Origin of the sequence: Actinosynnema sp. ALI-1.44 (assembly GCF_001984155.1) — a bacterium.
GTDB lineage: Bacteria > Actinomycetota > Actinomycetes > Mycobacteriales > Pseudonocardiaceae > Kibdelosporangium.
In genome coordinates, this window is the sequence record NZ_MTQO01000046.1 from 454,786 (window position 1) to 479,406 (window position 24,621).

General features: G+C 68.4%; 27 protein-coding genes and 1 pseudogene. 8 read left to right on the plus strand and 20 right to left on the minus strand.

The features are described from left to right. Positions 1–142: 142 nt before the first annotated feature. Entirely contained in the window at positions 143–1,315 is a 1,173-nt protein-coding gene (locus tag ALI144C_RS24950; RefSeq protein ID WP_076989539.1) for a pyridoxal phosphate-dependent aminotransferase, read from the plus strand. Then, positions 1,308–2,300, plus strand: a complete 993-nt coding sequence (locus ALI144C_RS24955; protein ID WP_076989540.1) for a 2-hydroxyacid dehydrogenase — start codon at positions 1,308–1,310, stop codon at positions 2,298–2,300. The genes ALI144C_RS24950 and ALI144C_RS24955 overlap by 8 nt, the downstream gene beginning before the upstream one ends. A 10-nt stretch (positions 2,301–2,310) precedes the next feature. On the opposite strand, the gene ALI144C_RS24960 is transcribed toward ALI144C_RS24955, so the two are convergent. Together ALI144C_RS24960 and ALI144C_RS24965 are read right to left on the minus strand one after the other, a co-directional pair. Then, positions 2,311–2,655, minus strand: a complete 345-nt coding sequence (locus tag ALI144C_RS24960) for a hypothetical protein (RefSeq protein ID WP_143230843.1) — start codon at positions 2,653–2,655, stop codon at positions 2,311–2,313. 339 nt (positions 2,656–2,994) lie between these two features. Beyond that, entirely contained in the window at positions 2,995–3,333 is a 339-nt protein-coding gene (locus ALI144C_RS24965) for an ArsR/SmtB family transcription factor (RefSeq protein WP_076989542.1), read from the minus strand. Between the two features lie 64 nt (positions 3,334–3,397). On the opposite strand from ALI144C_RS24965, the gene ALI144C_RS24970 reads away from it, so the two are divergent. Then, positions 3,398–5,395: a heavy metal translocating P-type ATPase gene (locus ALI144C_RS24970; RefSeq protein ID WP_441297573.1), complete on the plus strand. Its 1,998-nt coding sequence runs from the start codon at positions 3,398–3,400 to the stop codon at positions 5,393–5,395. A gap of 55 nt (positions 5,396–5,450) precedes the next feature. Further along, positions 5,451–5,993, plus strand: coding sequence for a hemerythrin domain-containing protein (locus ALI144C_RS24975; RefSeq protein ID WP_237774296.1), 543 nt, complete (start codon positions 5,451–5,453; stop codon positions 5,991–5,993). A 40-nt stretch (positions 5,994–6,033) separates the two neighbouring features. On the opposite strand, the gene ALI144C_RS24980 is transcribed toward ALI144C_RS24975, so the two are convergent. Further along, a complete protein-coding gene (locus ALI144C_RS24980) occupies positions 6,034–7,137 on the minus strand; it encodes a hypothetical protein (protein WP_076989545.1) in 1,104 nt (367 codons plus the stop codon). A 125-nt stretch (positions 7,138–7,262) separates the two neighbouring features. On the opposite strand from ALI144C_RS24980, the gene ALI144C_RS24985 reads away from it, so the two are divergent. Then, a complete protein-coding gene (locus tag ALI144C_RS24985) occupies positions 7,263–8,150 on the plus strand; it encodes a PfkB family carbohydrate kinase (protein WP_076989546.1) in 888 nt (295 codons plus the stop codon). A 37-nt stretch (positions 8,151–8,187) separates the two neighbouring features. On the opposite strand, the gene rfaE2 is transcribed toward ALI144C_RS24985, so the two are convergent. From rfaE2 to ALI144C_RS58700, 15 genes and pseudogenes are all read right to left on the minus strand, one after another. After that, a complete protein-coding gene (gene rfaE2, locus ALI144C_RS24990) occupies positions 8,188–8,667 on the minus strand; it encodes a D-glycero-beta-D-manno-heptose 1-phosphate adenylyltransferase (protein WP_076989547.1) in 480 nt (159 codons plus the stop codon). Further along, complete coding sequence (locus tag ALI144C_RS24995) at positions 8,658–9,338, minus strand: SDR family oxidoreductase (protein ID WP_076989548.1); 681 nt, start codon at positions 9,336–9,338, stop codon at positions 8,658–8,660. The genes rfaE2 and ALI144C_RS24995 overlap by 10 nt, the downstream gene beginning before the upstream one ends. Next, positions 9,338–10,174 carry a PfkB family carbohydrate kinase gene (locus ALI144C_RS25000; protein ID WP_237774297.1) on the minus strand — a complete coding sequence of 279 codons (837 nt, stop codon included), beginning with the start codon at positions 10,172–10,174 and terminating at the stop codon, positions 9,338–9,340. Before ALI144C_RS25000 ends, ALI144C_RS24995 begins: the two co-directional genes overlap by 1 nt. Positions 10,175–10,185: 11 nt before the next feature. Then, entirely contained in the window at positions 10,186–10,773 is a 588-nt protein-coding gene (locus ALI144C_RS25005) for a D-sedoheptulose-7-phosphate isomerase (RefSeq protein ID WP_076989550.1), read from the minus strand. Beyond that, the gene (locus ALI144C_RS25010) at positions 10,770–11,975 is read right to left on the minus strand and encodes a glycosyltransferase (RefSeq protein ID WP_076989551.1); all 1,206 of its coding nucleotides are present in this window, start codon (positions 11,973–11,975) and stop codon (positions 10,770–10,772) included. Before ALI144C_RS25010 ends, ALI144C_RS25005 begins: the two co-directional genes overlap by 4 nt. Continuing rightward, complete coding sequence (locus ALI144C_RS25015; protein ID WP_076989552.1) at positions 11,972–12,877, minus strand: glycosyltransferase; 906 nt, start codon at positions 12,875–12,877, stop codon at positions 11,972–11,974. The genes ALI144C_RS25010 and ALI144C_RS25015 overlap by 4 nt, the downstream gene beginning before the upstream one ends. Further along, positions 12,874–13,872, minus strand: a complete 999-nt coding sequence (locus ALI144C_RS25020) for a glycosyltransferase family 9 protein (RefSeq protein WP_076989553.1) — start codon at positions 13,870–13,872, stop codon at positions 12,874–12,876. Before ALI144C_RS25020 ends, ALI144C_RS25015 begins: the two co-directional genes overlap by 4 nt. Further along, complete coding sequence (locus ALI144C_RS25025) at positions 13,869–14,381, minus strand: D-glycero-alpha-D-manno-heptose-1,7-bisphosphate 7-phosphatase (protein ID WP_076989554.1); 513 nt, start codon at positions 14,379–14,381, stop codon at positions 13,869–13,871. The genes ALI144C_RS25020 and ALI144C_RS25025 overlap by 4 nt, the downstream gene beginning before the upstream one ends. 51 nt (positions 14,382–14,432) lie before the next feature. Continuing rightward, positions 14,433–15,740 (minus strand): UDP-glucose dehydrogenase family protein, encoded by a 1,308-nt coding sequence (locus ALI144C_RS25030; RefSeq protein WP_076989555.1) that lies wholly within the window; start codon positions 15,738–15,740, stop codon positions 14,433–14,435. Beyond that, positions 15,692–16,591 carry a glycosyltransferase family 9 protein gene (locus ALI144C_RS25035; RefSeq protein WP_083753354.1) on the minus strand — a complete coding sequence of 300 codons (900 nt, stop codon included), beginning with the start codon at positions 16,589–16,591 and terminating at the stop codon, positions 15,692–15,694. Before ALI144C_RS25035 ends, ALI144C_RS25030 begins: the two co-directional genes overlap by 49 nt. Next, the gene (locus ALI144C_RS25040; protein WP_076989556.1) at positions 16,588–17,535 is read right to left on the minus strand and encodes a glycosyltransferase family 2 protein; all 948 of its coding nucleotides are present in this window, start codon (positions 17,533–17,535) and stop codon (positions 16,588–16,590) included. The genes ALI144C_RS25035 and ALI144C_RS25040 overlap by 4 nt, the downstream gene beginning before the upstream one ends. Next, positions 17,532–19,172, minus strand: a complete 1,641-nt coding sequence (locus tag ALI144C_RS25045; protein ID WP_076989557.1) for a carbamoyltransferase family protein — start codon at positions 19,170–19,172, stop codon at positions 17,532–17,534. The genes ALI144C_RS25040 and ALI144C_RS25045 overlap by 4 nt, the downstream gene beginning before the upstream one ends. Positions 19,173–19,202: 30 nt before the next feature. Beyond that, on the minus strand, positions 19,203–20,147 hold the full coding sequence (locus ALI144C_RS25050; RefSeq protein ID WP_076989558.1) for an NAD-dependent epimerase/dehydratase family protein: 945 nt from the start codon (positions 20,145–20,147) through the stop codon (positions 19,203–19,205). Between the two features lie 71 nt (positions 20,148–20,218). Further along, on the minus strand, positions 20,219–20,617 hold the full coding sequence (locus ALI144C_RS25055) for a ChaB family protein (RefSeq protein ID WP_076989559.1): 399 nt from the start codon (positions 20,615–20,617) through the stop codon (positions 20,219–20,221). A 62-nt stretch (positions 20,618–20,679) separates the two neighbouring features. Beyond that, positions 20,680–21,913: pseudogene (locus tag ALI144C_RS58700) on the minus strand (NAD(P)/FAD-dependent oxidoreductase). A 215-nt stretch (positions 21,914–22,128) separates the two neighbouring features. Between ALI144C_RS58700 and ALI144C_RS25065 the strand changes: the two are divergent. Genes ALI144C_RS25065 through ALI144C_RS25075 form a run of 3 tightly spaced genes read left to right on the plus strand, consistent with a single transcriptional unit; the run spans position 22,129 to position 23,920 of the window. Further along, entirely contained in the window at positions 22,129–22,908 is a 780-nt protein-coding gene (locus tag ALI144C_RS25065; RefSeq protein WP_143230844.1) for a hypothetical protein, read from the plus strand. Further along, the gene (locus ALI144C_RS25070) at positions 22,905–23,327 is read left to right on the plus strand and encodes a phage holin family protein (protein WP_076989630.1); all 423 of its coding nucleotides are present in this window, start codon (positions 22,905–22,907) and stop codon (positions 23,325–23,327) included. The genes ALI144C_RS25065 and ALI144C_RS25070 overlap by 4 nt, the downstream gene beginning before the upstream one ends. Next, positions 23,324–23,920 (plus strand): DUF3618 domain-containing protein, encoded by a 597-nt coding sequence (locus ALI144C_RS25075; protein ID WP_076989561.1) that lies wholly within the window; start codon positions 23,324–23,326, stop codon positions 23,918–23,920. Before ALI144C_RS25070 ends, ALI144C_RS25075 begins: the two co-directional genes overlap by 4 nt. A 15-nt stretch (positions 23,921–23,935) precedes the next feature. On the opposite strand, the gene ALI144C_RS25080 is transcribed toward ALI144C_RS25075, so the two are convergent. Both ALI144C_RS25080 and ALI144C_RS25085 read right to left on the minus strand, forming a co-directional pair. Then, positions 23,936–24,175, minus strand: a complete 240-nt coding sequence (locus ALI144C_RS25080; protein ID WP_076989562.1) for a DUF6480 family protein — start codon at positions 24,173–24,175, stop codon at positions 23,936–23,938. Positions 24,176–24,254: 79 nt separating this feature from the next. After that, positions 24,255–24,485: a hypothetical protein gene (locus ALI144C_RS25085; protein ID WP_202819052.1), complete on the minus strand. Its 231-nt coding sequence runs from the start codon at positions 24,483–24,485 to the stop codon at positions 24,255–24,257. Positions 24,486–24,621: the final 136 nt, after the last annotated feature.

The window sequence follows — 24,621 nt, forward strand, 5'->3', positions numbered from 1 at the left end:
GACAATCCTCAGTGGACGCGACCACCCGCCCCGGCACCAGAATTAATTAGGTAGAGAACCCATATTTCTTACGTAGCCGCCACGCCGGGTAAGCCGTGAAGATGAACAAGGTGTGCCGAGGCGTGCGGAAGGAGCCGAGCCTGTGAAGTTGGCGGATCGGATGCGACGACTGGGAACCGAGTCGGCGTTCGAGGTGTTGGCCAGGGCCAAGGAGTTGGAGCGAGGTGGGCGCGAGATCATCCACCTGGAGATCGGTGAACCGGATTTCGACACGCCACCGCATATCACGGCGGCCGCGGCGGAGGCGCTGCACAGCGGTCATACCCACTACGTCCCGGCGCCCGGCATCCCGGAACTGCGACTCGCGGTCGCGGAGTTCCTGGATCGGACCGGGCGGATGAGCACCACCCCGGACAGGGTCGTGGTCACTCCCGGTGCCAAGCCGATCATGTTCTTCACGATCATGGCTCTGTGCCAGGAGGGTGACGAGGTGCTCTACCCCGACCCCGGCTTCCCGATGTACGCGTCGATCGCGGCGTTCGCCGGGGCCCGGCCGGTCGCGGTGCCGTTGCGGGAGGCCAACGACTTCACCATCGACCCGGACGAGTTGGCGTCGCTGGTCACCGACCGCACCAAGCTGCTGATCCTCAACTCGCCGCACAACCCGTGCGGCAGTGCGATGTCCGCCGAACAGGCCGAGGCGATCGCCGCCATCGCCATCGAACACGATCTCGTGGTGTTGTCCGACGAGGTCTACTGGGCGTTGCAGTACGACGGCAAGCACCACAGCGTGCTCGACGTCGACGGGATGGCCGCCCGCACGGTGTTGCTCGACGGCTGGTCCAAGACGTTCGCGATGACCGGCTGGCGGCTGGGGTTCGGCGTGTTCCCCGAGGCACTGGTCGAACCGGTCAGCCGACTGGTGATCAACTCCGTGTCGTGCACGTCGGCGTTCAGCCAGCACGCGGCGATCGCCGCGCTGCGCGGACCGTGGGACGACGTCGACCGGATGGCGGAGGCCTTCCGGCAACGCCGGGACGTCATCGTGTCCGGCCTCAACGCCGTGCCGGGAGTGTCCTGTGTGGTGCCCGCCGGAGCCTTCTACGCCTTCCCCAATGTGCGCGAGGTCGGCCTGCCCGCGGCTGACCTGGCCGATATGATGCTGCAGCGCGCGGGCGTGGCGTGCCTGCCGGGAACCGCGTTCGGCTCGTACGGCGAGGGATACCTTCGGTTCTCCTACGCCAACACCATCGACAACATCCAGGCCGCGACCGCGGCGTTGAACGACCTGCTCCGTGAGGTGTCGCATGGCTGAACCGGCCGTTCTGGTGACCCGTGAGCTCGTGGCGGAGGCGATGACAGCCCTGTCCGGCCGCTGCGAACTGGACCTCTACCAGGGTCCACCGGACGCGATCCCCCGTGCCGAACTGCTGCGCCGGGCCGCGGGCAAGGACGGGCTGCTGACCATCCTCACCGAGAAGGTCGACGCGGAACTCCTCGACGCGGCGGGACCCGGCCTGAAGGTCGTCGCCAACCACGCGGTCGGGTTCGACAACGTCGACCTGGCCGAATGCACCCGCCGCGGCGTGCTGGTGACCAACACCCCCGACGTGCTCACCGAAGCGACCGCGGACCTGGCCTGGGCGCTGGTCCTGGCCAGCACACGCCGGGTGGCTGAGGGCGACCGGCTGATCCGCACGAGCACGCCGTGGATCTGGGACCCGCGGATGATGCTCGGCCACGACCTGTACGGCAAGGCACTCGGCATCGTCGGCTGCGGCCGGATCGGCCGCGCGGTGGCGCGGCGGGCCCTCGGGTTCGGCATGCGGGTGATCTACACCGACGTGGTCCGGCTGCCCGCCGACGCCGAGCAGGAGGCACAGGTCGAGTGGCGCGAATGGGCGGCCCTGCTGGCCGAGGCCGACGTGGTGAGCGTGCACACCCCGTTGACGCCGGAAACCCGGCACCTGTTCAACGCCGACGCCTTCCACCACATGAAATCAACAGCCGTACTGGTGAACACCGCACGCGGTCCCATCGTGGACGAGCAAGCCCTCGCCGACGCACTGCGCACCGGTGAGATCTTCGCCGCCGGACTCGACGTCTACGAACGTGAACCCGCCGTCACCGAGTCCCTGCTCAGCCTCGACAACGTCACCCTGCTGCCGCACCTGGGCAGCGCCACCGTCGAAACCCGGACCGCGATGGGCCTGCTCGCCGTCGAGAACCTGTTCGCCGGTCTGGCCGGGCAACGCCCACGCTGCCTGCTCAACCCCGAAGTGCTCGCACAGCAGCCTTGACCAGTGGCCGCTAGGCGACATCCAGCCGGAACGCGACCGTCGTGTTCGGATGGGCGTAGACGCTGTTGGCCAGCCAAGTCGGGTCGTCCGGCCAGCGTCGCCGGGTGGTCAGCCTGGCCTTCGTCATCGCTCGGCCGACGGTCGCGCCGGTGGCCAGCCGGTCGTAGAACTCCGCCGCGAGGAAGGCGGCGGGCCGGTCGGTGACCTGCAGTCGTGCGCGCTCACCCCACACGGCAGGCAAGGGATCAGCGCCGGATGGCTCGGACACCTCCAGGAACACCGCCGATCGTGCCGTGACGCGCGCAGGCGGGGCCGCCTGCCCGGCGAGCCAGCGGTCAGCTCGAACCGGACGCACCAGTGATCGTCCTCGACGACCGATCCCGGCCCGTCGGCGTCGTACGGAAGTACCAGCTCCCAGGGGATCCACGGCTCATCCGACGTGATGTGCGGTGTTCGCAACGGCATCGCGGACAGCTCGCGGTAGGCCGATCGCAGTGCGGGCGGCAGGAGTTCGCGGTACAGCTCTCGGTATCCGCCATGTTCCCCGCACCCTCGGTAGCGAGTCGGAAAGCCCCGGCTCTCCGCCCTGATGACCTCGGGCCGATCCGAGCGACCTGGTGATCGTTCATTCCGGCATGGAATCATCAAGTCCCACGAAACGATCACCGCCCACGGCCTTGGACCGCAGGGGTACTCAGCCGGTCGCCGACGAACCCTGTTCGATCTTGTCCGCGTGGAACAGCGCTTGGTCCAACAGGCTCCGGACGTGGTTGTTCGCGGCCGAGTAGTACACGAATGTGCCGACGCGGCGGCCACGAACGAGACCGGCGAGGCGTAGTTTGGCCAAGTGCTGGCTCACGGCCGTCGGTGCGGCCCCCGCCAGCTCCGCCAAGCAGGCGACTGAAGACTCTCCCTGCAACAAGGCCCACAGGATCTTGATCCGGGTCGGGTCGGTCAGCATCCGGAACGTCTCCGCGGCCAGATGCACCTGTTCGTCGTTGGGCATCTCAAATTCCGGCAGCTCCGTGTGCATCGGACCACCATACCCACCAGTCCACTACTTGCGTATCTGCACGATTGCGCATATAGATAGTCACGTGATCACTCAGGTAGGCGCTCGTCCCGAAGTGCGACCGGCCAGCACACGCCGACGGGCCAGAGCCTGGTCGTTGTCCGAAGTCCGATGGGCCACCACCGCGACCATGCTGTTCGTGCTGGGCCTCGTGACGCATCTCGTTGACGGCCCGCCATGGCTGTCGTGGGCCTTGTACCTCGCCTGTTACGTCACCGGCGGGTGGGAACCCGCCTGGTCGGGTCTCCAGGCGTTGCGAGAACGGACACTCGACGTCGATCTGCTGATGGTCGCGGCGGCGATCGGTGCCGCCGCGATCGGTCAGGTCTTCGACGGTGCCCTGCTCATCGTCATCTTCGCCACCTCCGGAGCCCTGGAAGCCATCGCGACCAAACGCACCAAGGACTCCGTCCACGAACTGCTCGCCCTCACTCCCGAACGCGCGAGCCGTCTCACAGCAGGCAGCGAGGACGTGGTCGACACCGCCGACCTGGACGTCGGCGACGTGATCCTGATCCGGCCCGGCGAACGCGTCGGCGGTGACGGACAGGTCGTCGACGGCGGCAGCGACGTCGACCAGGCGACCATCACGGGCGAACCGCTGCCGGTCGCCAAACACCCCGGCGACGAGGTCTTCGCGGGCACGCTCAACGGCACCGGGATGCTCAAGGTCCGCATCACCCGCCCAGCCGGCGACACCGTGATCGCCCGGATCGCGACCTTGGTCGAAGACGCGAGCGCCACCAAAGCACGCGCCCAGATGGTCGTCGAGAAGTTCGAGCAGCGCTATTCGATCGGCATGGTCGCGGCGACGGTCGCGTTGTTCGTCATCCCGCTGCTGTTCGGCGCCGCATTGGAGCCGACCTTGTTGCGTGCCATGACGTTCATGATCGTCGCTTCCCCTTGCGCGGTCGTGCTCGCCACGATGCCACCGCTGTTGTCAGCGATCGCGAACGCCGGACGTCACGGTGTACTCGTCAAATCCGCTGTCGTCATGGAGAAACTGGCGACGGTCGACCAGGTGGCCTTCGACAAGACCGGCACGTTGACCGAAGGAACTCCACAACTGGTCCACGTTCAAGCGTTTCCAGGTGGCGCTGTCAGCGACACCGAGGAGTTGCTCGCCCTGGCGGCCACCGCCGAGTACCCGTCCGAACACCCCCTTGCGAAAGCCGTCGTAGCCGCCGCACACCACCTGCCGGTCGGCCAGCCGGATCACTTCACCTCCATTCCCGGCCGCGGCATCAGCGCCCATGTCGGGTCCCGCCGCATCGACGTCAGCAACTGCCGTGACCACCTGACCGGCGACGCGCTGAACCTGGTCGCCGCGTTGGAGAACGACGGCCACACGGTGGCCGTGATCTACGTCGACGAGGTCCCAGCCGGGCTTCTCGGGTTCACCGACCGCGTGCGTCCCGGCGCCGCGGACACCATCACACGGTTGGCGAGGCTCACCGGGACAACACCGGTACTCCTCACAGGAGACAACCCTCGTTCCGCGGCACGAGTCGCCAGCGAAACCGGCATCTCGGAAGTCCGCGCGAACCTGCTCCCTCAGGACAAGGTCGCCGTGATCCATGGCATCCACCAGAGCGGGGCGAATGTGATGGTCGTCGGCGACGGCGTCAACGACGCCCCGGCTTTGGCGGCTGCCCACATCGGAACAGCCATGGGAGGAAACGGATCCGACCTCGCACTGAACACAGCGGACATCGTGATCACTCGGGACGACCTCACCACCTTGCCCTCGGTCGTCGCACTGGCACGACGCGCTCAACGGCTCGTCATCGCCAACCTCACGATCGCCGTCGTCATCATCTGCGTCCTCGTCGCCTGGGACCTGCTCGGCACACTCCCCCTGCCACTGGGTGTCGCAGGCCACGAAGGCTCCACGATCCTGGTCGGCCTGAACGGCCTCCGTCTGCTCGGCAACCGGGCATGGCGACGCGATGCCGCGCCGTTTCGGCAGGTGGCAGCCAGGTTCAGCGTCCGCCCTTCCGGGACGGCTCAGGGCCATGAGTGAATCCGGCCGCAGTGGGTACATCTCGAATCGTTACCCGAACTGCATGGAGGTACCCGTGGACGTCATCGAACTGATCATGGACGACCACCGCGAGGTCGAGCGGCTGTTCGACGAACTGAAGAACAGTCCGCGGAAACGCCCGCTGCTCACCCCGGTCGTGTGCGCGCTGCTGGTGGCGCACAGCCGGGCCGAGGAAGCAGAGGTGTACCCGGTCGGCAAACGCGAGGTCGGCGAGATCGAGGAGATCGAACACAGCCAGCACGAACACGCCGAGGCCGAGAAACTGCTGGTCGAACTCGCCAAGGCGGATCCGACCTCGGCCCGCTACGACGAGGTGCTGGCCAAGGTCGTCGAAGCCGTCACCCACCACGTGCGGGAAGAGGAAACCCACGTCCTGCCCCGTATGCATGCCGCTCTCGACGACAGCAGGCGCGCGGAGCTGGGCGAGGCCTTCGCCGCGAGCCGGGCCCGGCACCTCGGGGACCAGCCGGGCGAGGCCACCAAGCAGGAGTTGCTCCAGCAGGCCCGCAACGCGGGCATCGACGGCACGTCCGGGATGACCAGGGACCAGCTGGTCAAGGCGGTGCAGTCGTCCTGACCACCGGGTGCCCCGGCGCGGGCTGGGGCACCTCTCGTGGTCAGTCCCTGCGGTATCGCTGGGTGGGCGTCGTGCCGCTCTCGGCGTCGCGTTCGACCCTGTCGCGTCGTTGGCGTGCACGGTAACCGTAGGTGGCTTCCCGCACGGCGGTGTCGTTCTCCAGACCGGATCCCACCGCGCCCGCCAGGGTGCCAAGCACGCTGGCCATCAGCGCGATGGTCAGGTAATCGGGAAAACCGACCGGATGGCCGAGCACACCGGCGAGGTACGCGGGCGGGACGACCAGCGCGACCGCGGCGAGCGCGATCAGGAACAACGTCGCGAAGAACGCGACCGCACCGACAGCGACTGTGGCGACGGTGCTGATGTTCCGCAGCCGGATCTCCGGATCACGCTTCCCGCTCTCCCACAATTCGTGTCCCGCGATGATCCAGACCGCCAACACGGCGACACCCACGCCGGTGACCGCGATCAGTCGCACCGTGCCGAGCGCTGACGCGAGGGTCCAGATCGTCGAGTACAGGATGCCGAACGTCATGCCGGCCAACGCACCGGCCAGAGCCATCGACAGGCCGCGGAACAACCGCCACGGCCGGTTGACCCGGACCATTCCCACCACGGCCTGAAACAACGCCCAGCGCCTGCGCAGAATCACGTCCAGGTGCGCGTCCGACCGGAACACCGAGTAGGTGGGCATGGGCAGGTTCCGCCGCAAACCGGTCTCCCGCGTTCCGTCCTCCGTGAGAAGACAGGCAACCGCAGCCATCACGACCGTGTGCAGCCGATGATGGTGGAGCCCGCCGAGCGCCGGTAACGAGATCACCGCGACACGCTCGGCCGTGTGCAGACTCGCTGCCACGACGTCTCTGCCGTTCAGCATCGGCTGATCGGTCACGCAGATCACCAGATCCCACACGGTTCCCCGGACGTGTGCGCACGCCTTCTCCATCAGCAGACCGATGTCCGGGTACATCGCCTCGAACGGATCCTGCACGGTGTCGACCGTCCACCTGACTGTGTCGTCCACCGCCGCGCGCAGGCGTTCCGGCAGGGAGCCGTGCAGCCGGTCGGCCAGCTTCGCAGCCAGGCCTGGATCGACGAGTAAGCCGACTGCGATGTCCTTGCTCGTGTCGTTCCTGTTCACTCCATGCCCATACCCCGCCATCCAGGGGCGAAACTCAAGCACACACGGCACCAAGCGGTACAGCTGCCGGGGGCCGGTGTGATGAAATCCGGGTTCAGGGATGATCAGGTGGGTATCGCCTCATCATGGCGATTCCGAATACCGTGGTGGTCGGGCAGGTGGCTCGTGATCTCGTTCTGGTGGTTCCGCACATGCCGGACATCGGGTCGAGAACGGAGGTCAGCGAGCGGCGCGAGTTGCTTGGCGGCAAAGGTGCCAACATCGCTGTCGCAGCCGCCCAACTCGGCAACGCGGTCACGTTGATCGGTGCCATCGGTTCCGACGAGACCGCGGGCTGGCTGGTCGCACAGGCCGAACTCAGCGGCGTCGAAACTGCCTACGTGCGACGGCAACCGGACACCGTGTCAGCCTTGATCGTCGACGTGGTCACCCCGGACGGCAGTTGGCGTTACTTCGAGGACATCCCGGACGAGGTCCTGGACACCCCTGCTGACATCGGTGCCGCGAAGTCGGCGTTCGCCAATGCCCACTCCGTGATCGTTCAACTCCAGCAACCGACCGAGACGGCGGTGGCCGCGGTACAGCAGGCTCGCGGAGCGCGGATCGTGCTCGACGGAGTGCCTCGGGCGGAGCAACTGCTGGCGAGCGCAGACGTACTCCGCATGGACCAGCAGGAGGGCGAGCAGCTGACCGGAGCGAAGCTGGACACAGTGGACAACGCATTGACGGTGGGCCAGGGCCTGCTGCGACGCGGCCCCGACCTCGTGGTCCTCGCAACGGCCGAGGCGAACGTCTTCCTGTGGAACGATGGTCAGGCCGTGTTCCCGTTGGGTGACACCACGGTGAAGGACACGACCGGCGCCGGGGACGCGCTTGTCGCCGCGCTGACTGTTGGCTTGGACTCGGGCCTCGGCCCGTACGATGCCGCGAGGATGTCGGTTGCCGCCGCCGCGCGAACAGTCGACCACGCGGGTGGCAGGCCGGACCTGGACCCGGACGAGGTGTGGCCATGATCCCACCGCGCGGCGTGCGGCCGCGACCTGGTTGTCCCTAACCGCTTGGTGCTCTGATCCGGTCGATCACGGCCGTGGTCGACCGGTCCGCGACGTGCCCGACCACGACGACCTCGCCACCCCACGACCGGACCACCGCGGCTTCCGGCAGCCTGTCCGGCGTGTAGTCGCCGCCTTTGACGTACACGTCCGGCCGGACCAGTTCGATGAGCCGGATCGGGGTGTCCTCACCGAACTCCACTACGTGATCCACACTGGACAGTCCATCGAGGACGGCGGATCGGTCGGACACCGTGTTCACCGGCCGTGCGGGCCCCTTCAGCCGGGACACGCTCGCGTCGTCGTTCACCGCGACGATCAGCACGTCGCCGAGGCGCTTGGCCTGCTTCAGGTATTCGACGTGGCCGCGGTGCAGGATGTCGAAGCAGCCGTTGGTGAAGACGATCCGCCGCCGGGCGGCGCGGTGCCCGGCGACGATCCGGCGGATCTCCTCGGCCGAGTGCGGCATCAGGGCCATGACGGTTCGTTGGAAGCGCAGACCACCAGTTCCCTGACCTCGCACCCAGGCGGCTGGTTGAGCACGTGGACCACCGTGGCGGCCACGTTTTCCGGCGCGTTGAGCTTGTTCATGTCCGGCGGCCGGTACTGCTCCGCCCTGCCGTCGAAGAACGACGTTCGCATTCCGCCGGGCACGAGCAGTGTCACCCCGATCCGGCCGGCGGTCTCGGCGGCCAGCGCCCTGGTGAACCCGACGATGCCGAACTTCGAGGCGCAGTAGGCCGTCGCGTCCGGCAGTGCGCGCAGTCCCAACGTCGACGCCACCGTCACGACCCGGCCCCGTGAGCGCTCCAGATGGGGCAGCGCGGCCCGCACGACGGCGACCGTGCCGAGGAGGTTGACCCTGACCACCCGCTCCCAGTCCTCAGTGGATACTTGGTCGAGCTGGCCGCAGCTGTCGATGCCCGCCGCCGTGACCACACCGTCCAGTCCGCCGTTGCGGTCCACCGCTTCGGCGACGGCCTGTTCGGCCGCGGCGCTGTCGGACAGGTCCACTGGTACGAAGTCCGTCACCGCAGCGGTGGGGGCGGCCTTGTCGAGGACGATCGCGCGTCCGCCTTCGTCGATGACCGCGGCGGCGACCGCGGCCCCCAGTCCGGAGGCACCTCCGGTGACCAGAACTGTGTTCATCACCTTTCTCCTTCCGAGACAATGAGTCCAGCGGCTCCGCCGTCGCCGAGGAACCGGCTCGCGGCGCCCACACCGGCCTGCACGGCATCGAACGCGTCGGCGCCGTGCATCATCCGAACAGCGACGGTCGCCGCGAAACAGTCGCCGGCGCCGCACGGGTCGACGACCTGGGTCTTGGGCGCGTTGACGGTGATCGGTCCGTCGCCGACGTCCAGGACGGCGCCGTCGCAGCCGGTGGTCACCACGATGCCGTCGGCGAGCCAGATGTCACGCAGCATGCCAGCGGCCTGTGCGGGACCGGCTCCGCACGCCGAAGCGGCCTCGGCGGCGTTCGGGGTCACGAGTCGAACGCCCGCGACCGGTACCGAGCCACGCGGGTGCGGATCCCACACAACCAGGTCAGCGTTGCCCAAGACCGACCGCAGACGAACGTCCTTGGTCAGGCCACGGCCGTAGTCGGAGACCAGGACCGCGTCGGCCGACTCGATCGCGTCAAGCATCTCGTCGGTCACGACGGGATCACCGCAACCGCCGCGGTCGATCCGAGCCAGTGACTGCCCGGCGCAGCGCAGACGCGTCTTGACCGGTGTCGCCGCCCAGGAAAGCCCCGCGACAACTGTCATGTCGCCCAGTGCTTTGCGTAGTCGATCACCGTCCGAGTCATCGGCGATCGCGGTCACCAGTGTCACGTCGACACCGTGTGCCAGCAACGCGGCAAGACCAGCGCCCCCCGGGCGCGCGTTCTCGCTCGTCACGTCGACGACGGGAACTGGCGCGTCGGGGCACAGCCGGGTGGCTGTTCCGACCACGTCGACGTCGAGCAAGGTGTCTCCCACGACGGCGAGGTTCATGAGACTTGCCGTTGCGTCTCGGCGGCCGGTAGGCCGACAGCCGCCTCGAAGGCCTCGCAAAGGATGTGCACGGCAGCCAGTTGCGCTTCCTGCACAGTGCATGCGTCGCCGGGCAGGGCAAGGGTCTCGTCGGCGAGGTCGGCGAGCGGATTGGGCCGGGCGCCGGTCATCGCCCACACTGTCAGCCCGCACCGTGCGCCTGCCCGCGCGGCTTGCAGGAGGTTGTTGCTGTGCCCCGATGTGGACAGCAGCACGAGGATGTCACCGCTCCGGCCGTGGGCGGTGACCTGGCGGGCGAAGACCTCGTCGTAGCCGTAGTCGTTGCTGATCGCGGTGACGCTGGAGGACTCCGAGCACAGCGCGATGGCCGAGTACGGGTTCCGGTCAGTGCGGTAGCGACCGACCAGTTCAGCGGTCAGGTGCTGGGCTTCCGCGGCCGACCCGCCGTTGCCCGCTGCCAGCAGTCGCGCACCGGTGGGCAGTTGCTCGGCCATGACTCGACCCCAGCGCACGAGCATGTTGCTGTGGCCGCGAAGCGCGTCCAACGTCCGCGCCAAAGCGTCGATGTGGGTACGTGGATTCATTGCCCCTCCCCCACGAGTTGATCCGCCCGCTGGGTCGCGCAAACCCGTGCGTAGGTACTCACCGTGTCCTGGGCGATGCGGCCCCAGGTGTATCGAGCCATCGCGCGGTCTCGCCCCGCCAGGCCGTAGGACTGGTTCACCACCTCGTCGTCAAGCAGTTGCCGCAACGCCTCTGTCAGCGCACGAGGCGAACGCGGCGGAACGTGCAAGCCAGTCACCTTGTGCACCACGGTGTCGGTCAGGCCGCCCACCGCGGATGCGACGACCGGGCGACCGCAGGCCATGGCCTCCAGCGGAACGATGCCGAACGGCTCGTACCACGGTGTGCACACCACAGCGGCGGCGGACCGCAACAGCTGAGGCATATCCGCTCGGGACACGGAACCGACCAGGCGTACCCGGTCCGCCACACCCCACTCCGCGGCTTGTCGCCGCAACTGCTCGGCCTCGGGATCCGTACCGAGCCGTTCACTCGGCGGGCCGCCCGCGATCACCAGTTCGACGCCCGGCAACCCGGCCAGTGCCGCGATGATCGTGTCGAACCCTTTGCGGGTCACGAGTCTGCCCGTCGCGACGATCCGGTGTGGATCGACGGTTCCGCCGGGGGTGAACAGGTCGGCGTCCACCCCGCACGGCACGACCGAGATCCGGCCGCGCGGCACGCCCATCCTGGTCAGCTCCAGCACCTCGTCGGTGCAGGTCGCCGCGATGCGCGCCGCCTGGTTGGCCACGAGCCGCTCGATGGGGATCCGCTCGACCGGACTGGTGTCCGCGTCGCCCTGGTGGCGTTTCTTGACGGTGCCCAGCGCGTGGAACGTCTGCACCACAGGCACATCCAGGTCACGCGCGGCCAGAATCGAGGCCAGGCCGGACATCCAGAAATGCGCGTGCACCACGTCGGGCCGTGTCCCCGTCCAGTGTCCGCGCAGGTGGGCGGCGAAATCGCCCATGTACGGCAGCATCTCGTCCTTGCCGACCCGTCGCGCGGGCCCGGCCGGAACGTGTACGACACGGTATCCGCTGGACACGGACACCTCCGCGGGCAGGTCCGGCGTGTCTCGCCGGGTGTACACGACGACCTCGTGCCCCAGTCGGCACAACGCCGCGGACAACGCCGCGACGTGCACGTTCTGGCCGCCCGCGTCGACCTCACCGAGCTTGGCCAACGGGCTGGCGTGCTCGGAAACCATCGCAATCCTCATGTGCTCACCTCCATCAGCAGCTCGTCCCAGTCGCGTAGGAACCTGGCCAGCCCGTAGTGGGCCAGTGCGTGTTCACGCGCCTGTTTGCCCATGTGGCGGGCCGTGTCGGGCTCCGCGAACAGGCGCTTCAGTCCTTCGATCAGCTCGTCGGGGTTCGCCGAGACGATCCCGGCGTCCGGCGGTACCGCCCTGGTCGCCTCGGTCGTGGCCAACGCCAGCACCGGCATGCCCAGGTGCATCGCCTCGATCAACGACAGGCCCAGCGACGTCCACCGTGTCAGGTGCAGGTACACCCGGCGCCGGGCCATTTCCTCGTGCAGCCGTTCCGTCGGCAGGTCACCGTGGCAGGTGACGTCAGGCAGGCCCGCCAAGCCCATCCCGAACACGTCGAGCGGCGCCTCCGCGGCGAAGAACGGGAACAGGTCTGTGCCGGTGACGCGGCCGCGGCGGACCGGTTCGTTGCTCACCACGGCGACCCGCTTCATCTCGCCGGAGTACTGCTCGCCCGGATCCGGGATCCCGTGTTCGATCACCCTCGTCGGTGCTTCGCCGGAGTCCCACATCAGTCGGTTGAAGTGGGTGACGTGGACGAGCGTGATGTCGTCGCGGTCGGCGACGGGATGCCGGGTGCGGGGCACGTCACCCACCGGGGTGTTGTGCTCGACGTAGATCATCGGAACACCGAGTCTCTCCGCCACTTCGACCTGGTCGGGGCTCTGCACGACAGCGACGTCGACAGGCACGTCCCGCAGGCCGTCGACCTGTACCTCGACGGCGCCCGCGGGCCAGTCCCTGCCGAGCCTGCCGCCGCCCCACGGACCGGTCGGCAACAGGTACATGTGCCCGCCGCTCACGAACGACGTGGTCCACGAGCCGTGCACGTGCCACACGAGGATGTTCATGTCAGCCTCCGCACCGCGGCGACGACGTCAGCCGCGGTGATCGAGTTCAGGCAGGGATGACCTGCCACCGGACAGTGAGTGGCACGAGTGTCACGACAGGGCGCGTCCTGATCGCCGAGCATCTCGACCGGTACGCCGTACGGTGCCCACCGCGATGCCGGAACCACCGGTGCGAACAGCGACACGACAGGGGTTGCGACCGCGGCGGCCAGATGCGCTGGACCGGTGTTGCCCACCACCACGGCGTCCGCGCCCGCGAGTACGCCCGCCAACTCGGGGAAGGTGGTTCGACCGCCCAGATCCAGCCCGTCCACCCCGGCGACGTGTGACGTCAACTCCTTCTCGTCAGGCCCGCCGGTGACCACGACCCGGTACCCGGCTTCGCCCAAGGCGATCACGGCTTCGGCGCACCGATCGGGTGACCATGCCCGTGCCGGGACGGACGCGCCTGGGTGCACGACCACGTACGGCGTTCGACCGGTCAGCTCGCCGGTGTCCGGCGGGGTGCGCACGCGAAGGCTCCCGTCGTCACCAGGCGGCAGGGTGAACCCCGCGGCCTGTGCGACACGCAGCGCCTTGAGTGGCTCGGGCTGGTCGTCGTCGAGGTCGACGCCCGGCCGGATTCGGTGGTCCACCAAAGATCCCGGGTAGTCGACCGAGATCGCCGCGATCCGGCGGACCCCGGCCATGCGCAGCAGCAGCGCCATCGGCAACGGGGACTGGTGGAACGACGTCAGCACCAGCGCGACGTCGAACCGGGCGAACCCGGCGAGCAGGTCGTCGACCTCCTCCTTGGACACCTCAGGCGGGTCTGGGAGGATCCACGGACAGGCCCACTGCCACACCTCGGTCATATCCGGCAGGACGTCCGCGGCCTGCCTGCCCTTCGGTCCACACAGGAACGTGACCTCCGCGCTGTTCGCGACCGCCCGGACGGCAGGACCGGCGGTCAGCACATCGCCATCGCTGTCCAATCGCACGACCAACGCCTTCACGACAACACCCACTTCACGGCCGTCATCAGGTCCGGTGCGATCACCGGGGCGCGGCGGACCTCGTCGGCACGCGTCACCGGCGTCGGAACAAGAACCGACCGGGCACCCGCGTTGCGAGCCGCCAGGACATCGCTTTCGATGTCGCCTATCACCACCGCGTCCGCCGGACGAACGCCCAGGCGCGCACACGCGGCGAGAATCATCCCCGGGGCAGGTTTGCGGCACGCGCAGCCGTCCTCAGGGCCGTGCGGGCACATCTGCCACGTGTCGAACGGGCCGAGCATCTCGTCCACTCGAGCATTCACCTGCTCCACTTGGGACCTCGAGATCAGTTCGCGTGCGATGCCGGACTGGTTGGTCACCACTCCGGTACGCACCCCGTGAGCGCGCAGGTGCCCCAACGCCCTGCCCGCCAGTGGGAACGGTTCGACGCGAGCCGGGTTCCCGTTGTACGGAACGTCTTTGATCAAGGTGCCGTCTCGGTCGAAGAGCACCGCGGTGGGTCGCATACAGACGGAGATTGCCGGAGAAGTAGTGAGTAAACCAGCGAACCGCCACTACTACTCTCTGTGATTATTCTGCCCTACAAGGGGTTTTCCGACAGCGACCAGCCGGATGCCCGCTTCCCGGACCTTCTTCACCGGCAGCAGATCACGGGTGTCGACGACCACCGCCCGGCCGCCGTCACCCACCCGTTTCCAGTCCAGTTCGGCGAACTCGGGCCACTCGGTGAGCACCACGACCACGGACGCGCCGTCGATCGCCGTGTACGGCGACGCCACGACTCGAACCGAGCCGACAGCGTCGCCTCCGGGAACGCACGGGTCATACCCGGTCAGCTCGGCGCCTTCGGCTGCCAGCAGTTCGGCGACCGCCAACGCCGGTGAGTCCCGGACGTCGTCCGTGCCCGCTTTGAACGTCAGCCCCAGCAGGCCGACACGGACACCTGTGAGTGAACCACCGGCCGCGTCACGCACTTTGGCGACCACGCGGTGTGCCTGGCGGGAGTTGGTGGCGATCGTGGCGTCCAGCAAGGAGAAATCCACCTCGGCGGACAGTGCTGTCGCCAACAGGGCCTTGGTGTCCTTGGGCAGGCACGACCCGCCCCACCCGGGGCCAGGCGTGAGGAACGTGGACCCGATCCGCTGGTCGAGGCGCATGCCCTCGGTGACGTCCGCGATGTCGGCGCCGAGCTGTTCGCACAGTTCGGCCAGCGAGTTGACATAGGAGAGTTTCATCGCCAGAAAGCAGTTGCTGGCGTACTTGACCAGTTCGGCACTGGCACTGCCGGTGATCAGTGTCGGCGCTCGCGTTCCCGCGTACAGCGACGCCACCCGCCTGGCCGCGGTCTGGTTCTCCGAACCGACGACCACTCGTTGCGGGTGGAGGAAATCCTCGACCGCGTGCCCTTCGCGGAGGAACTCCGGATTGGACACCACCGCGATGTCCGGACGGTTCAGGAGCGCGGTGAGGCGGCTGACTGTGCCGACGGGGATGGTGGACTTGACCACCACGACAGTGTTGGCGGAGAGCCGGTCCCGTACTTGGTCCAAGACGGTGTCCACGGCGTTGAGGTCGGCTGCCCCGTCCGCCCCGGTCGGTGTCGGTACCGCGACGAACACGAAGTCCACTTCAGACAGGTCGTCGGGCAGACCGTGCACGAACCGCAGTCTGCCCGTACCCAGCTCCGCGGACACGATCGGCGCGAGGCCGGGCTCGTGCAGGCTGACGTCCGCGCGGGACAGGGCGTCCACCTTGGCCTTGTCCACGTCGACGCAGACCACGTCGTGGCCGAGCCGGGCGAAACACGCGGCGGCCGTCAGGCCGACGTAGCCCGCGCCGACGACCGCGATGCGTTGCGATGCCACCGTTCACCTCCTGTCACGTCGGCCACGGCGGCCAGCACCTCGGCCACGGAAATCGTCAACAGTCCAGGGTCGGGCTGGTCGGCGAACGTGTCACCGGTTCGTCCGTGCCACAACGCCCGGTGTGGTCCCGACTTCGGCCCCCAGTGCTCGGGAGAAACCGGACCGAACAGGACCACGGACGGCGTGCCATAGGCCGTCGCCACGTGGGCCACTCCAGTGTCACCGCAGATGACGAGCCGCGCGTTGGCGACAAGGTCCAGCAGACCGGTCATGTCACCACCGATCCGCGTCGGTGCGGGTCCGGCGACCTCCTCGACCAGTTCTCGCTCGCTGGCATCGCCGGTCACGACGACCTCACCTGCGACGGCACGGACGATGTGGGCGTATCTGTCCGCGGGCCAGCGCCTGCAGCCGTGACTGGCCCCGGGGTGGACCACCACTGGTCCGCCGTGCCGCGTATCGCCCAGCCGGAAGTCCCACGGGTCCGCGGGAATGCCGTGATCGGTGAGCAACCGGCACCAGCGGTCCATCTCGTGTTGGTCGTCGACCCACTCGCGATGGGCGATCAGCCTGCTGGGTTCCAGATGTGCCAACAGGTCGGTGCTCTGTGGTCCGCTGCCGTGCAGGTTCACCGCGAGGTCGGGCGCCGGTCCGTGCCATCGAATCGGAACGAGGCCTTCGGTGGGCTCGAGGCGATCCACCGCGTCGATCCTGGCCACGACATCGGACAGCCACGCGGGCGCGGCCAGTGTGATGCTCGCGGAGGGGTACGCCCGCCGTAGTGCGCGCAAGGCCGGGACACCGGTGAGCAGGTCACCGAGTCCGAGTGCGCGCAACACCAGGATGTTCACAACCGGACCCGGAGTTCTCCGCGCAGCCGGTGCCAGCAGGCGGCCGGCGGGATGGCGACGCTGGTCACCAGCATGCGGGCGATCTCGCCGGGAGTCCTGGGGCCGGGAGCGATCCGCTGACCGGCGAAGTGAGCGGTCAGCCCCGCCCACAGCACACCGGCCAGGATCGCGACCGCCCGTCGACGGCTCAGCCCGAACAGGACTGCCCCCGCAGCGGCCGCCGTGGTGAGCAGGTGCCAGTGCATCCGGCTGGGATGACCACCGACCGCCTTGCGCCAGCCACGGCCGTGCAGGCGTCGCATCAGCGCGTCGTCGGCGTTGCCCCGCTGCGCGCGCACGCTGACGAAGAACCCGGCTGGCCGGACCGGGTGGGTCGTTTCGCGCTGCCCGGTCACGATCTTGTGGCCCGCGTCCAGCACGCGCAGCGCCAGCTCCACGTCCTCGCGGTAGGCACGAGGGAAGCGTTCGTCGAACCCGCCGACCTGGTGGAGAACGGCCCGCCGGTAGGCCATGTCGGCGGTGATCCAGGTGCCGACCATCAGTCCCGCGGTGTTGCGCTCCCAATCGGTCGGTCTGCGCTCCGAAGGCAGCGGCACGGTGATCCGCGCCTGGCTGGCCGCCACATCGGGCGGCACACCGGCCAAGTCCTTCGTCAGCGCGACGGGCCAGTCGCTCGGCGGCAGCACGTCGTCGTCCAGGAACGCGACCCACTCGGTGTTCGCTGCCCGCCAACCGGCGTTGCGCGCCGCCGCCGGGCCCCGACCGCCGGTGCGCAACACCCGAACGCCGGGCGGAAAGATCACTCCCGCGACCGGGTCACGCCGGTCGTCGACCACGATCACCGCACTCGGCGCAGGACCATCACCGTTGAGGACGGTTTCGAGCACCGCGGTCAGGCTTTCGCGGCAGGTCGTGGGGATCACCACGGTGTAGTCGACAGTCATGCCGCTGCCCCTGCCCTGCGCACCACGAAAGGCCCGATGGCGAGCAGGTCCACCGGCGCGGACCCGAAGCACTCCAACGCGTCGCGTGGATCGTCCACCATGGGCCTGCCCGCTGTGTTCAGGCTCGTGTTGACCACCACGGGCAGACCGGTGAGCCGGTCGAACGCGGTCAGCATCCGCGCCAGCAACGGCTCGCGGGCCGGGTCGACGGTCTGCGGGCGAGCCGTGCCGTCCACGTGCACCACCGCCGGGATCCGGTCCTTCCACTCCGGACGGACGTCGTGCACGAAAAGCATGTAGGGACTGGGAAGGGGACCGCGGCCGAAGATCCCGGCCGCCCGGTCGGCGAGCACCATCGGCGCGACCGGCCGGAACTGCTCGCGTCCTTTCACGTCGTTGAGCCGCTCCAGGTTGCCCGCGCGGCCCGGGTGAGCCAGCAGCGACCGGCGCCCCAGGGCACGGGGGCCGTACTCGCTGCGCCCCTGGAACCAGGCGACGATCTGGTCGTCGGCCAATGCCGTGGCGACCTCGGCCGCCACGTCGGCCGGCTCGGAGTAGGCGATCCTGGCACGCTCCAGGTAGCCGCGGATCTCCTCGTCGGACCACCCGCGCCCCAGGTCCGCACCGGGCATCGCGGTGGCGGGTTCGCCCGCCTGTGCCGCCAGGTGCAGCGCCGCTCCCAGCGCGGTTCCGGCGTCCCCGGCGGCCGGTTGGATCCAGACGTTCTCGAACGGGCCGTCGGCGAAGATCCGCGTGTTCGCCACGCAGTTCAGCGCTACTCCGCCCGCCATCGCCAGATTGCGCTGCCCTGTCCGGTCGTGCAGCCACCTGGCCAGGTCCAGCAGGACTTCCTCCACCCTGACCTGGACACTCGCCGCCAGCTCCGCGTGTTCCTCGGTCATCTCGCCCGCAGGGTCCCGGCGCTTGGCCAACGTGGCCCAGTCGATCGGGCGAACGACGAAGCCGCCGTCACCGGTGGCGTGGACGTGTTCCCTCATCAGGTCCAGGTGCTTCGGCTTCGCGTACGACGCCAACGCCATGACCTTGTACTCGTCGCTCGATCGGAGGAAACCGAGGTGCTCGGTCAACTCCTCGTACATCAGCCCCAGTGAGTGCGGGAGCCGTTGCGCGGCGAAGGTCTCCAGATGGTGGCCGCGATAGCTCCCGGCCAGGTGGGACGCGCATTCGCCGCGTCCATCGGACACCAGCACCGCGCAGTCGCCGTCGAACGGAGCGGCGAGCCCGGTCGATCCGGCGTGCGCCACGTGGTGCGGTACGAACCGCACGATGTCCGGATCGAGTCCTGGCAACGCCGTGGCCAGGAAGTACGGCGAGCGCCGGGCGTACTGGGTGCGCAGGTCCTCCCATTGTTCGTCCAGGCCCGCCTGGTGCGGCTCGACCAGCGCAGGATCGTAGGAGTAAGCCACCGCGTCCAGATTCCCCGGCTCCAGCCCGGCGCTCTCCAGGCACCATCTCGCGGCCTGTTCCGGCAGCTCCCACGCCGAGAACGGCACAGGACGTTTGCCGTGTTTGCGCCGTGAGAACCGTTCCTCCTCAGCGGCAGCGACGATCTCGCCGTCGACCACGAGCGCCGCGGCCGGATCGTGGAAGATCGCGTTGATACCCAGAACCCGCATGGTTCGCCTTTCCGTCTGCTGTGGACTTCGCTAGTCGACGAGCGGGCGGGCGGATCGGTCCGCCATCGCACGCAGGCCGTCCCGCAGTGACACTTCCGGCCACCACCCCAGCCGCTTTGTCGCCAGCCCGATGTCGGGGCACCGCCTGCGCGGGTCGTCCGCCATCGGCGCCACGTGGCGGATCGCCGACCGGCTGCCCGTCGCCGCGATCACCCGCTCGGCCACCTCGAGCACCGTGACCTCCTCGGGGTTGCCCAGGTTCACCGGCCCCGGCTCAGTGGACCGCGCCATCGCCAGCAGACCGCGTACCAAATCGTCCACGTAGCACAGCGACCGGGTCTGATCGCCTGTGCCGTGCACCGTCAGCGGTTCACCGGCCAGCGCCTGGCGGAGGAAGGTGGGGACCATACGACCGTCGTCCGGCCGCATACCAGGCCCGTACGTGTTGAAGATGCGGACGATTCCGGCCTGGACACCGCGTTCTCGGCGATAGGCCGTCGTCAGCGCCTCGCCGAACCGTTTCGCCTCGTCGTACACACTGCGGGGACCGATGGGGTTGACGTTGCCCCAATAGGTCTCTCGCTGCGGGTGTTGCAGAGGGTCGCCGTAGACCTCACTGGTCGACGCCACCACGACACGAGCGTTCTTGCGCAGCGCGAGTTCCAACGCGTGCAACGTCCCGAAAGCCCCGGCACGCAGGGTGTCCACCGGCATTCCGAGGTAGTCCACCGGAGATGCCGGACACGCGAGGTGCAGCACCAGGTCCACGGTGCCCGGCACGTCGAACGGCTCGATCACGTCCGCCACACGCATCTCGAACCGCGGGTTGTCGAGCAGACCCCGGACATTGCCGGCGTCGCTCGTACGGAAGTCGTCGACACACACGACATGGCTGCCGCATCGGAGCAACTCGGCGCACACGTGCGTGCCGAGAAAGCCGGCGCCACCGGTCACCACCGCACGTTCGAAGGTCATGGTACCGGCCTACCCTCGATCGGGGCGGGCAACCGGAAAACCGAGAAGCGGTTCTCTTAGGAGCGGTTCTCTTAGGAGCGCTTCGCCGCCGTCTTGCGATCGTTCGCCTTCCGCAGCGCGTCCACCAGTTGCGCCTTGGTCATGGCGGACCGGCCCGGCACGCCCAACCGCTTGGCCAGTTCATAGAGGTGGCTCTTGCTGGCGTTGGCGTCCACGCCGCCCGCGGTGTCGGCGGGCCGGGCCTGGTTGCTCCGCGCGGCCTGCTCGTCCGACGGCCCGCGTTCGTCCTTGGCCTCCCAGTGGTCGCCCACCTTCTCGAAGGAGTGCTTCAGCGCCGAGTAGGCCGTGCGGTGGGCGCGTTCACCCTCACCGTAGGTCTCGATCGCGGAATCATGCGTTTTGACCCACGTGTCCTGGGCCTTCTTGGACGACCGCCGCACTGTGCTCGGCAGGCTTTCCCTTCCAGGCATGGCTCATCACCCCTTGGTGGGAGTCGATTCCGCAACCGGCTACCCACCTTCGCCCGTCTCAATCACGCGAGAGACAGACCTTCGAGCACAGCGGTCGCGGCTCGGCGGCCCGAAACCAACGCACCTTGGACGGAGCTCGTGTCGCGGTGATCGCCGCAGACGTATCGGCCGTCGGCGACGCGTACCGGTCGGCGCAGCGGGTGCTGCGGCCCCATGACCGGCAACGCCTGAGGGATCACGTACTCGTGCAGCAGGTCCCAGTCGCGTGTGCTGGCGTCGTACAGCTGTGCCAGCCGCTCGCGCACGATCTGCTCCAGCCGCGGATCGTCGGACGGGCTCTGGCACGGATGCCGCAATCAACGCCTGGCCAGGCGGCGCGTAACCAGGCGCGACATTGCTGATGACGGCGGTGTTCAGCAGAAGATCGTGAGTCGCGTCGACGAACAGCGTGGTGCCGGCGTCAGGTGGTGGCGTGGAGACCCGGTAGTAGTACGTCTTCACCGAGTGCCAACGCGGCGCGGTCAGTCCTGGTAGCAGCTGTGCCGCAGTGGTGCCGTCAGTGGCAACCACGACGGCGCGGGCGTGAATGACTTCGCGTGACGTCATGCGCACGCCGTCATCCGTCAGGGCCTCGACAGCGGTGTGGCAACGCACTGTGCCCGGTTGTAGGACGGAGGAGAGCAAGTGCGGAAGCGCGCCCATTCCGGATGCGGGCAGGGCACCACCCCCGCGCAGAAATGAGCGCCAGATCAGGTGGAACATCCGCGATGACGTGATGAGGTCACGATCCAGGAACACGCCGGCCAGGAAAGGCCGCATCACAGTGCTGACGAACTCATCCGACAGCCCGGCCGCGGAAAGTTCGGACGCCGTCGAGCGCTGCGGGCGGCCACGCACAGTCCTGTTTGGAGCGACCATGTCTCGTGCCGACAGCACGCCGAGCGCACCGAGATCACGGGCGTGTCGGGCCAAGCCACCTATCGCAGGCCACTTCTGCCACGGCGGCACCAGTTCCACCCGGTGTTCGTCCCGCGCCGCGATCACCCCTTTGGTGAACGGCTGGAGCCGCAGCGTCCGAAGACCAGGCAACGCCTGTACCGCGGGGTAGGCAGGCAGCAGAACCTGAAAGCCACGGTCGAGCCGGAACCCGTCGACCACGTCCGTGCGTATCCGACCACCGATCTCGTGACCGGCTTCGCAGACCACGACATCCAGCCCCGCACGCTGCAGGTGCCACGCCGCGTTCAACCCAGCCAGCCCAGCGCCGACCACGACAACGTCGACCCGCTCAGTCATCCCGGCTCCCCTCGTCGACCTGGTCGGAACCTGAGTACCCTCGTTGTGATCGATTGATCCCGCTCGTGCCAGTCCTCCGCTGCCGAACCCGGACACATGTGGGTGGTGGGTGCATATCCGGCAGCTCCAGGGGTATTCGCCCAGAGCCGGTGACAACGTCCGGCACCGGCCGACTCACACCGCGGCCGGATCGACACAGCCCCCGGAGGAACACGATGACACACCCGCCGGGCGGATACCCCGTCCAGCAAAGTCGGCAGGATCCGCCGTCCACTCCCCAGGTGGCCGAACGCGAGGCGGCTGAGGTCGGTACCACGGCCGTGGGCGGCGGCAAGCACGTCTTGGACACCGCCGGTGAACAGGTCAGGGAAGTCGCGCGGGAAACCGGCAGGCAGGCGCGCGATCTGATGCACGAAGGCCGCCAGCAGTTGACCGAGCAGGCACGCGAAGGGCAGCGCAAGGCGGCCGGGACCCTGCACACGCTGGCCGATCAACTCGACGACATGTACAACAAGTCCGACGGTGAGGGCATCGCTCCGGAGATGATCCACCAGGCCGCCGGGCACACCCGCACGGTCGCTTCGTGGCTCGACGACCGCCAGCCCGGTGACCTGTTGAACGAAGTCCGTGATTTCGCCCGACGCAAGCCCGGCGTGTTCCTCGCGGGCGCCGCGCTCGCCGGTGTGCTGGTCGGCAGGCTCACCAGGGGCGTGCTCGACACGCAGCGAGAGGACTCGTCGGACGACAACGTGGGCAGGACCGACACGGACCGCCTCCCCGCCGCGCCGCCGCAGGCGGCTCCGCCCGAGTACCCACCACCCGCTCCGACGTACTCGAGCCCACCGATCGAGGGGCAGGCACCGCCGCCTGGATACACGTATCCACCGCCAGTCGAGGACCAGGTCCCGCCACCGGGATATCCACCACAGGCGCCATATCCGGGGCAGGGTCAAACTCCCCCGCCGTGGAACGGACCCGAGCCGGTGCGGCCATGACTGTTCCCCCGACTCCTCCGCCGCAGGCGGAACACCCGGATGTCGCGGACGCGTCCGTCGGCGAACTGCTGGGCAACGTGTCCCGTGATCTGTCGACGCTGCTGCGCCAGGAACTGGCGCTGGCCAAGGCGGAGCTCAAAGTGGAGGCTGCGAAGGCCGGCAAGGGCGCGGGGATGCTGTCCGGCGCGGGTGTCGCCGGACTGATGGTCCTGGTGTTCCTGTCGATCGCGCTGTGGGCGGGCCTGGCCAACGTCATGGACGCGGGCTGGGCCGGCCTGATCGTCGCCGTCGTCTGGGCAGCGATCGGCGCGGCGCTGTACAGCGCTGGACGCAGACAACTACGTGACGTCAACCCCAAGCCGGAACAGACCGCTGACACCCTCAAACAGGTACCCGACGCACTGAAGGGCCACCGATGAGCACCGAAGACCCCCGCCGGATCCGTCGGGAAATCGAACGGACACAGCACAACCTGAGCGCCGATGTCGACGCGCTCGCCGACAAGGTGTCCCCGGGCAAGGTGGTACAGCGCCGAGCAGACCGAGTTCGGCGCGGCGTGACGAACCTGCGGGACAAGGTGATGGGCAGCGCGGCCGACACCGCGGCGGACGCCCGGGACAAGGTCGACAGCGCCACCACGGCGGTGTCCGACGCTGTTTCCGATGCACCGCAGGCGATTCGACGGCAGACCGAGGGCAATCCACTGGCCGCGGGTCTGATCGCGTTCGGGATAGGCTGGCTGACCGCGTCGCTGATCCCGGCCAGCAAGGCCGAGCGGCAGGTCGCCGACCAGGCCAAGGACTTCGCGCGCGAGCACTCCGAGCAACTCGGCGAGGTGGCCGGCCAGGTCAAGGACCGGTTGACCGAACCGGCGCAGCAGGCGGCCCAGCAGGTGAAGTCCACCGCCCAGGAGGCGACCTCCACCGTCGCCGACGAGGCACGTTCGGCCGCCGACGACGTGAAAGAACGCGCACAGGACGCCAAGTCGACAGTGCGCCAACAGTATTCGTGAACGCCGTGCGGGTGATCACCACAGCACGTCGATCAAGCCGACCAGTTGGGCGATCACCAGGCCGACCGCACACACCGCGATCAGTCCGACGATGATGTAGGTCAAGATGGGTCCGGTACGGCCAGGCATGGGTTGCGGGTGCGACAACCCGGACACGCTGCCCGAGTCGGGCGGCGTGTCACCGGGTCGCACGCCTCCGCCGGGTTCGAGCCCCGGTGTGCGGTTCGGGTCCGGATCAGGTGGAAGTGCGGTCATTTCGATGACCTCCCCGCGTTCGAGGTGATTACACGTGTGAAGGCCGGTTGGGATACCGGCCTTCACAACGTGGCTCTTGTCAGCTCGTCAGGCGCGCGGCGAGCAGCTGCTTGCCCTGCTCCGCGCCCTTTCGGCTGTCACTCTGCGCCCGGCGGAAGAAGTCCGCGAGCTCCGCGTCGCCTTCGCGCTCCGCGTCTTCGATGTACGTCTCCAGGCGCAGCACGTTGCTCAGGCACGCCTCGGTGAACCAGATGATGTTGTAGGTCTTGTCCTTGGTCCCGCTGACCTGGCCGGTTTCGGTATTCGCCACGACGTCTCCTCCGATAGCTCGTGCTCGCCGTGTACCCAGCCATTCGCCTCCTAGACCGACCACCCCGGGATTCGCGCTGGCGTTTGCGCGGTTCCACCCAGGGTAGCCGGGGCGCACGGACACACCAATCAGGCTC